9 protein-coding genes and 1 pseudogene are annotated in these 8,643 nt (G+C 71.5%); all 10 read left to right on the forward strand.

All coding sequences use genetic code 11. The annotated features are described in order from the left end of the window. Positions 1-203 (forward strand): annotated as a pseudogene (locus tag ABZ267_RS33065) (hypothetical protein); the annotation flags it as partial. A gap of 341 nt (positions 204-544) precedes the next feature. Further along, positions 545-745, forward strand: coding sequence for a hypothetical protein (locus ABZ267_RS33070; protein ID WP_356363203.1), 201 nt, complete (start codon positions 545-547; stop codon positions 743-745). Positions 746-799: 54 nt separating this feature from the next. Continuing rightward, entirely contained in the window at positions 800-991 is a 192-nt protein-coding gene (locus ABZ267_RS33075; RefSeq protein ID WP_356363200.1) for a hypothetical protein, read from the forward strand. Next, positions 988-1,218, forward strand: a complete 231-nt coding sequence (locus ABZ267_RS33080) for a pRL2-19 (RefSeq protein WP_356363197.1) — start codon at positions 988-990, stop codon at positions 1,216-1,218. The genes ABZ267_RS33075 and ABZ267_RS33080 overlap by 4 nt, the downstream gene beginning before the upstream one ends. A 549-nt stretch (positions 1,219-1,767) precedes the next feature. Continuing rightward, on the forward strand, positions 1,768-3,300 hold the full coding sequence (locus ABZ267_RS33085) for a hypothetical protein (protein WP_356363247.1): 1,533 nt from the start codon (positions 1,768-1,770) through the stop codon (positions 3,298-3,300). 1,534 nt (positions 3,301-4,834) lie between these two features. Continuing rightward, the gene (locus ABZ267_RS33090; protein ID WP_356363219.1) at positions 4,835-5,083 is read left to right on the forward strand and encodes a hypothetical protein; all 249 of its coding nucleotides are present in this window, start codon (positions 4,835-4,837) and stop codon (positions 5,081-5,083) included. 282 nt (positions 5,084-5,365) lie between these two features. Beyond that, on the forward strand, positions 5,366-5,632 hold the full coding sequence (locus ABZ267_RS33095) for a helix-turn-helix domain-containing protein (RefSeq protein WP_356363216.1): 267 nt from the start codon (positions 5,366-5,368) through the stop codon (positions 5,630-5,632). 76 nt (positions 5,633-5,708) lie between these two features. Next, positions 5,709-7,682, forward strand: a complete 1,974-nt coding sequence (locus ABZ267_RS33100) for an ATP-binding protein (protein ID WP_356363214.1) — start codon at positions 5,709-5,711, stop codon at positions 7,680-7,682. Then, positions 7,679-7,870, forward strand: coding sequence for a hypothetical protein (locus tag ABZ267_RS33105; protein ID WP_356363211.1), 192 nt, complete (start codon positions 7,679-7,681; stop codon positions 7,868-7,870). The genes ABZ267_RS33100 and ABZ267_RS33105 overlap by 4 nt, the downstream gene beginning before the upstream one ends. A 2-nt stretch (positions 7,871-7,872) precedes the next feature. Beyond that, on the forward strand, positions 7,873-8,643 hold a 771-nt coding region (locus ABZ267_RS33110; protein ID WP_356899739.1), incomplete at its 3' end, for a protein spdB.

Consider the following 8,643-nt stretch of genomic DNA (forward strand, 5'->3'; position numbering starts at 1 on the left):
AGTCGCTGGCCGCGCTGGAGGCGGCGCCCGTGCTCACGGATGAGGACCTGGACCGGATCGTGGGCGAGCTGCTCTCCAGCTCGACGCCGCCGCCCTCGTACCGGGAGATGGCCACCCGGTTCCGAGCCGCCGGACACGTCGCCGGGGAGACCCGACTCCGGGCCGCCTGGAAGCGGCTCACCACCACGGCGGTGACCTCGTGATCGCCCTCGCGTACGTGCTCTGCCTCCTGGTCGCGGTCGTCGCCCTGGCGGTCGCTCTCCGGCCCCGGCCGGTCCCCACTCCCCCGCCCGCAAGTCCGCCTGCACGAAGTGCCGGCGGACTGCCCCCCGGGGCGGACGCCGAGGTACGGCTGATCCTCGCGGCGGCCGTCCAGCTCGCGGCCCGACTCGTACCAGCGGCCTGATCGACGCCCCCGCCCGGACCACCCGGGCGGGGGCTCGCCCCGTATGGCACACCAGGCAGCATGATGGGCTTGCCATCGCAGAGATGGCTATGTCATCCTGTGGGTGTCGGCGTAACCGTCTGATCCGAGGAGATCCACATGCGTGACCACCTGCTCCTGCCCCTGGCCCTGGTCCTCCTGGCCGCCGAGGTCGTCGCCCAGTTCGTCGTCCGTGACCAGATCTGGGCCGTCGTCTTCTTCGGTCTGGCGGCCGCGACGGTCGCCGTGCGCTGGGCCCTCGGTCCGGCCGAGGAGGAGTGCCCGGCCGACTGCCGGAAGTGCGCCGAAGACCTGCTCTGACCACCTGGCGGGCCGTCACCAAGGCGGCCCGCCCTCACCGAAAGGAAGTCCGTGATGCACACCGGAAGCACCGAGTCCCTCCGCGAGAAGGAGGACCGAGGCCGCGAGATCGCACAGCAGATCGCCGCCCTGCTCAACGAGGCGGAGGCCCTGGCCCCCGGCAGCACCAGCGCGGGCCCCGGCCGGGTCAGCGTCGTCGGCGCCCAGGTCTCCCGGCGACTGGGCAGCTGGGAGGCGCAGGCATGAAACTCCCCCAGCGACCCGAGGACATGTCGCACGCGATGCTGATCGCGATCCTGATGCACCACGGCGGCTCGATGGACATCCCGGCCGAGGCGTTCACGGCCGACGCCCTGGGCGGCCTGGACGGCTCCTGGCACGCGGTCGCGATGGAGCCGCAGCCCGGCGGAACGCTCCGGATCAGCGTCCGGCCCAGGCCGGACGGCGACGCGGGCGGAGTGGTGACCCTGTGATCCGCAACGACGACGACCTGACCGACGCGGCCTGGGACGGCCGAGGCATCGTCAACACGCCCTCCGGCCCTGTTCCGGGCCCGCCCGACGACTGGTCCTGACCACCAGGAAGCCCCGCCGGATCATCCGGCGGGGCTCCCTTCGGTCCGTCAGGTCCCAGCAGCCACAAGGCGCGCCGGGGGACCAGGGGCAATGAACCGCCACATCAGTGCCAGGATCATCACCAGGCCCTTGCAGGGGCCTCCAGACATGGCGCGACCCCGGGTTTCGCAGGCCCAGGGTCGCCGCCCCCGAACCGGCTCATCACAGCCGAGTGAGGACGTTTGCTCAGTGACGAGCGTACGAGAGAACGGCGCTACCCCGGTAGTCCGGCCCGCCGCTGCGCGTGGACGCTGCCGCCGGAAGGCATGTAAGCGACAGTTCACCCGAAAGACTCCCGGACAGCTCTTTTGCTCTGAAACCTGCCGAAAGCAGGCATTCAAGGGTGACGGCAAAACCACCCCAAAAACGGGGTCTGAGCTGCGGAAACAGGGCTCCGGCGCTGCACACTTGGTACTAAGGGAAGAAAGTTTCCCGGCCCCGGCCCCGGCGACCCCTGCCGAACTCGCCGCTGAGGCCGCTGCGGCGGCTGAGCAGCGGCGCAAGGAGCGGGAGCGCCGGAACTACTCCGGGCTCTACTTCCAGTGGGACTACTCCAAGCTCAAGTCGGTCCGGGGTTGCCGCCGGTCGGCTCGGGACGAGAGCGCGGGCGTCACGCTGACCGTGTCGCCGGACGGCCAGCAGGTCGGGCGCAAGGGCCTCAACCGGTGCGCGTCCGTCTGGGCCTGCCCGGTGTGCGAGGCGGTGATCCGTGGCGTCCGCGCGTCCGACGCGGACAAGGCGATCACCGAGCACGTCCGTCGCGGCGGCATGGTGATCTTCGTGACCTTCACGGTCCGGCACTGGTCGAACCACGACCTCGAAGACCTGATCCGGGTGCAGGTCGGCCAGGTGTGGAAGGGCCTGCTGCAGGGCCGGAAGTGGGCCCGGTCCGAGCCAGGGAACCTCCGGAACCGGCTCGGTGTCGTCGGCACAATCCGCGTGCTGGAGGTGACCGTGGGCCAGATCAACGGCTGGCACCCGCACCTGCACGTCGCCGTGCTCCTGGGCGGCGAGCAGCGGCCCAAGCCCAAGAAGCTCAAGAAGGGCGAGCAGGGGCCGCGCCAGAAGTGGGACCCGACCGTGCGGCGGTACTTCACGCCGGACGACGAAGACCTCGACCTGTTCGAGAAGGAGTGGAAGGCGGCGTGGATCGACGGCGTCACCGCCGCGAACCCGGACTTCCGCCCGTCCGCCCGGGACGGCGTGGACTTCAAGCGGGTCTACACGGTCAAGGACGCGGCGAAGATCGGGAAGTACATCAGCAAGGTGCAGGGCACCGACGTGACGTCGGACTGGTCGGTCGGCAAGGAGCTGGCCATGTCCCACGTGAAGCAGGCGCGCGGCGCCAACATGAAGGCGATGGACATCCTGTTCCGCCTCGCCGCTCTGCGCGGCGGACAGGTCGCGGACGAACTGCCCGGCTGGGGCTCCATCGAGCAGCTGCTCGCGCTCTGGGCCGAGTACGAACTCACGACCAAGGGCGGCCAGAACATGGCGTGGTCCGAGGGCCTCAAGCGCGCGTACGGCATCGACACCGATGACGACCAGAACGCGGCCGACCGCCAGGCCGTCGACGCCGAAGACGCCGGGACCGCGCTCGATCGCCGCATCCACCTGTCGGCCCGGACTCAACTGGAGATCGGGCGTAAGCGGGTGATCGTGGAGGTGGGCGAGGCGGCGCGCGAGGCGGTCCGCCGGGACGAGTCACCAGAGCTGGCGGTGCGCGCGCTCCTCGACCTCGTAGGCATCGACACCAAGGGCGTCTGGGAGCTCTCACACGAGGACGACGAAGCCAAGTGGAAGGCGGCGGCGGAGAACGCTTCGGCCAGCTCGGGTGAGTCCGAGCACGCGCGGGCGGAGCGCCGCGAACAGGAAGCGACGGACCTCAATCAGGCTCGGGGCGACCGCAAGCGGCTGGTCTGGAAGACCGACGCGAGCTGACGTTGGAACGCGGTTGGAACTGGCCCGCGCGGTCGATTCCAACCGCGTTCCGCCTGCCGCGCACTTCGGCCGGCGGAACGGCCCCGGCCGCGAAACTGGGCCCAGTTCGCACTATCTGGCTGCCCCGATCCACGGGTGACAGCAGCAGCGAACTGGGCCCAGTGAGCCACAACTCGCTGTCGCTGGTTACTGCCCCGATGGGGTTCCCCAGACAGGGGAACCCCCTTCGTGCTTCCCCCCTGTTTGATCTTCCGCGCGGAGTGTTCCACTCGCGCACAACTTGCTCCGACGCGGCATGTCTTGTGACGCGGCGCGAGGCCGACAGATCAGGAATGCCTCGGTGTGTTCTGTGCCGTGCTTTGTACTGCGGGCCGTAATGCAAGAGCTGTGACCGTTCTGGCCGTGCGGCTGGAGTTGCAAGAGGTGTCACGGCGGCGTGCTCCTGGTCGTGCCCGTGCTCCTGGTGCTCGTGCTCGATCGGGCCCAACGGATCGTGATGCAAGGGTGTGGCGATTCCGTTCGAGTCGGCGGCGGGTGGTCGTGCTCCTGGTGCTCGTCGGCGTACGTCATCTCGGTGACGTACGGCGGGCGTCGATGACGTACGCGGCGACGGCGGCCGGGCTCGATCCGCGGTGAAGCGCCGGCACTTTCGTCAGCGGCGGCCGCGCAGCATTTGCACGGGGCCTGGCTCGGTACGGTCGGCGGCATGAAGCGGGAGACACCGAGGGACGCCGAGGGCAACAAGCTGTGCCAGTGCTGCGGCGGGCGGATCGCTCAGTCCGGGGTCGGGCGGAGTCGGGACTACTGCTCGCGGCTGTGCCGGGACCGGGCGTACAAGATCCGGCGGGATCAGCGGATCAGGGATGAGGCGGTGGCCGCCGTGGGCTCCGTTTCTCCGTCCGCAGAAACGCGGCGGGCCCCTGTCGATTCTCCGGACGGAGAAACGCGGGTCCGGGGTGCGGGTCGGGTGGTGCGGCCGGGGACGCTGAGCGGGCGTCGGCCGCTGCTGCCTCCGGCGCCCGGAGTTCGGCGGCCGGAGCCGACCCTGTTCGACCCGCCGGAGGAGTAGGTCCGCCTGCCGCGCACTTTGGCCGGCGGGCCGGGCCGCGCGTACGGGACGGGTCGGACCGGTCCCCTTGGTCGTCCGATGCCTCGGCCACGACGAGACAGGACCCGAAGCGGTACGCGACCACACCGGCCCGCGCCAGAAGCGCGGCAGCAGGTGCCCCCCGCCCGCCCATCTCCGGTGCTGGCGGACCGCGTACGCGCCTGTCATCCGTGACGGCGGCGGTACGGCGCCCGACCCCGTGATCGCCCGGCAGACGGCGGCGAGACGCCCCGCGACCCCACCCCTCTCGCCGCCTGCCGTCTTTCACCGCCCCACGCTCGCCGCAGCCGCCCGGGGGTAGGCCACGGAGGATTACGGGCCCTAGGCGTCCCTGTGCGGCCCGCTGACGGCCGCTCAGCGGTCCGTGCGGCTCTCGGTCCGCCGGATCGCCGGACAGGGCTGCAGGCGGCTGCCTAGGGTCGATGCATGATCCGGTGGCGGGGGAGACGAGAGAGGGCGGCGGTCCGGCGGGACGCCGAGCACCAGGGGCGGCGGGTGGTCGTGGCGGCGGACTGGGCGATCACGCTCGCGGTCCGGCGGGCGGCTGGCGGACCGGTCCGGGTGGCTCCGGCGGACGTCCAGCGGTGGGCGGCGGAGAACTTCCTCCTGGACGTCCCGGCGGACCTCGCGGCGGATGTCCTGACGGCCCGTCTCCGGGTGCGCGGGTACGGCTGATCCGGTGCCGGATTTTGGGCCCGCCTCGCGCGCGCACGCGTAGGGCCCCCCTCCCCCGGATCGGGTTGCCATGGAAACCCGCAGGTCAGGACCGGTTGCGGGGGCAACTTGGCAACTGGGCGCAACTGGAGGGAGCAACCGGGAGTTACCGGACACGTGGACCCGCCCCCAGGATTATGGCGTTGACCGAATAGGGTTGGCTATGTAATCATCGCTCCAGCGATGGCAATGCCATAAGCGAGATGGGAACGTAATCGCATGCCTGAAGGGACGGAGACTCCGTTGGAAGTCACGCTGAACGAGACGATCAAGCTCCTGATGACCCGCACCGGCCGCCGGCAGCTCGACGTGGCGAACGCGCTGGGGATCACTCGCGGCTCGCTCTCCCAGCGGCTGCTGGGCAACAGCGGGTGGCGGGTCAACGACCTGGCTCCCGTGGCCGGACTCTTCGGCCTCACCGCCTCGGAGCTGCTGACGGGCTACGCGTCCATCGCGGCCGCCGACCGGCTACCGCCCCGTGAGGGCGACGCGGGCCAGACCCGCATCTGACGCAAGACGGCGCCGGGCCGCAGCAACGACCCGACGCCTGGAACACCCCGGAACCCCCAACCACGAAGGAACCGAAATGCAGGAGAAGTCTGCCCGACTCCGGGCGCTGCGTGACACCGCGTCAGCCAAGCTCGCGCCGGTCAAGACCGTGACGGCCGCCGCCCGGTTACGCGGTACGAACACGCTCGATGCCCTCTCGCCGCTCGCCGCGCCGCTCGCCGCGCGCTGGGACGCTGAGGCGGACCGCCGGATGCAGCTCCGCACGCCGGAGCACCTCAAGGCCCTGATGAAGGCCCAGTCGGCGCACACGTCGGCCCGCTCGACGGCCGCGACCGCGAAGAGCCAGCGGTCGGCCGCGCGGTCGTCGTCCAAGAACCCCTTCTCGACTGCCCGTCGTGCTGCTGCGACGGCGGACCGGGCGGCGACCGCGTCGCGGCACTCGGCCCGCGCCGCGCTGAAGACGGCCAAGGCGGACTACCCGGCCACGCTCACCGCGACGGCGACCCGGGCGCACGTCGCCCACCTGGTCCCGGCCGGGGTCGCGTCGTGGGCGCTCTCAACTCCGGCGGACTGGGCGACCTGGCCCGCCTCGCTCTCCATCGCGGTCGTGGCCGCCAACGCGGGCGCCCTGTGGCTCGGTCGCCGTGGCGTCTCGGTCACGGTGGAGGACGGCGTCTCGGCCGAGGAGCGCCGCCTCCTGGAGCGCCTTGACCCGTCGTACTGGGTCCAGCACGCCCACGACCGTGGCCTGTCGGGCACGCTCACCGAGCACCCGGAGATGACCCCGGCCGGGATCGTCTGCGGCGTCCGGCTGGACGACAAATGGACCGCGCCGAAGTTCGGGGCCGAGACCGAGGGCATCCGCGCGCTGCTCGGGATGAAGACCGAGACGCGCATGCAGATCAGCCGTGGCACGCACGGCGACCGGGCACAGATCGTGATCCGGACGCGGTCGGCGGCGGACGGCGTCTCGATGATCTGGACGCCGGAGCACACCGGCATCGGTGTGGACGAGGTGACCGGCGAACTTGTAGACCTGCCGCTGCGGCCGGGGACGCACATCCTGTTGGCCGGTCGTACGGGCATGGGCAAGTCGGTGTCGTGGCGGCCGCTGATGATGCGGGCGGTCCTGTCGCCGGACTGGACGGGCGTGGTCATCGACCCGAAGCGTCAGGAGGCGATCGGCTGGCAGCACTGCCTGCGGACCGTGGGCCAGGAGACCGACCGCGAGGAGCGGTTGGCCCGGATCTACGCGACGATCCGTGAGCTGACCTGGGAGATGCACCGGCGGCAGGGCATGGCTACCGGGTCGGTGTGGACGCCGGACGGGCGGCCGGAGAACCGGTTCCTGCTGGTCGTCATCGACGAGGGCGCGGCCCTGGTCCGGATGTCCAAGGACAAGCGCTACAAGGACGCGTTGGACCTGCTGGAGGAGCTGTGGGCCGAAGCGCGGTCGGTCGGCTTCCAGTTCATTTGGGCGACGCAGTTCCCGACGAAGGCGGTCGGCGTCCCGGCGGCGGTGAAGGAGAACATGAGCGCCTTCCTGTCGCTCACGGTCAACGCGGGTGAGGCGGAGCGGGCGATCTTCGGGGAGACCGCGCAGCAGACAGGTTGGCTGCCCTCCCGGCTCGACGGTGTGCCCGGCCGGGCGCTGCTCCAGTTCCAGACGCGGGGTACCGACCCCGTGCGGCTGTGGCACGTCACGGACGGCACGATCAAGGGCCTGCCCAAGGCGGACCCGTGGGTCAGTCCGGCCGCACTGCCCGAGGTCCCGGCCCCGGACGGGCCGCGCCTCCAGCTGGTGAAGGACGCGGCGAAAGAGCCGGCGGAATCCGCGGCTGTCCCGGCCGCGCCGAAGGCGACCAACCGGGACCGGGTCTTCAACGCGATCCAGGAGCACGGGCCGATCACCCGCAAGGGGATCACCGACGCGACCGGGGTCAAGGCGCCGGGCGTCTCCAAGGCGGTCAAGGCGCTGATCTCTGACGGGCTGGTCATCGACTCGGACGGCGCTCTCCTCCCCGCCCCGGCCCAGGAGGCGTCGGCATGAGCCAGGACACCGTGGACCGCGCCCTGATCACGGGCCTCGCCGCATTCGCCGCGAGCGTCGGGCTGCTCTCGCTCGCCGGGCTGCTGCTCCTCCTGGTGCAGCTCGCCGCCGAGACGGCCCAGGCCGTCGCCGCCGCCGCTCCCGTCGGGATCGGCCTCACCATCGCGCTCCGCCGGAAGGGCAAGTGACCATGAACAAGAAGCAGCTTGCGACCGTGCTCCCGGCCGTCGCCATGACGGCGGTCTCCATGGTCCTGACGGTGATCGTCGTCGTGATGTGGCTCGGTGACTCAATGCCGTGGGGCGTCGCCCTGGTCGTCGGGCTCGGCCTGGACGGCGGCTGGCTGGCCACCCTCGCGTACGAGCGCCGACTGGCCGCACAGGGCGACCACTCCACTCCGGTGACCGTGGTCGGCTGGGGATTCGGCGCCGTGGCAACCGGCGTGCTCGTCGCCCACGCGCTGGGCGAGGAGTCGCCCGGGGCCTGGCTGGCGGTCGCCTGGCTGCCGCTCGCGGCCAAGGCGCTCTGGCTCGTCCACGGGCTGTGGGAGCGGACCGCGCTCACCCCCAACGCGCTCAACTCGATCCGGGACATCCAGCAGGACGCCCGCGACAGGGCGGCCGTGGCCCGCGCCCAACTCCGGGCCGAGGCGGGCACCGAGGAGACCCGACTCACGGCTGTGACGGAGGCCGGGGCACGCGTCGCACGGGTCCAGGCCCGGACCGCCGGAAACCTCGCTGGGGCCTGGTCGGAGCTGGAGGCGGCCCGTCAGGGAGACGGGACGGCACGTGCTCTGACCAGCGTGACAGTGCCCGTCACGCCCGCGTCACAGCCGACGTGGGAGCTGCCGGTGTGGGGCGCGGTCGAGTCGCTGGCCGCGCTGGAGGCGGCGCCCGTGCTCACGGATGAGGACCTGGACCGGATCGTGGGCGAGCTGCTCTCCAGCTCGACGCCGCCGCCC

The organism is Streptomyces sp. NPDC006174 (genome assembly GCF_040614075.1).
GTDB lineage: Bacteria > Actinomycetota > Actinomycetes > Streptomycetales > Streptomycetaceae > Streptomyces.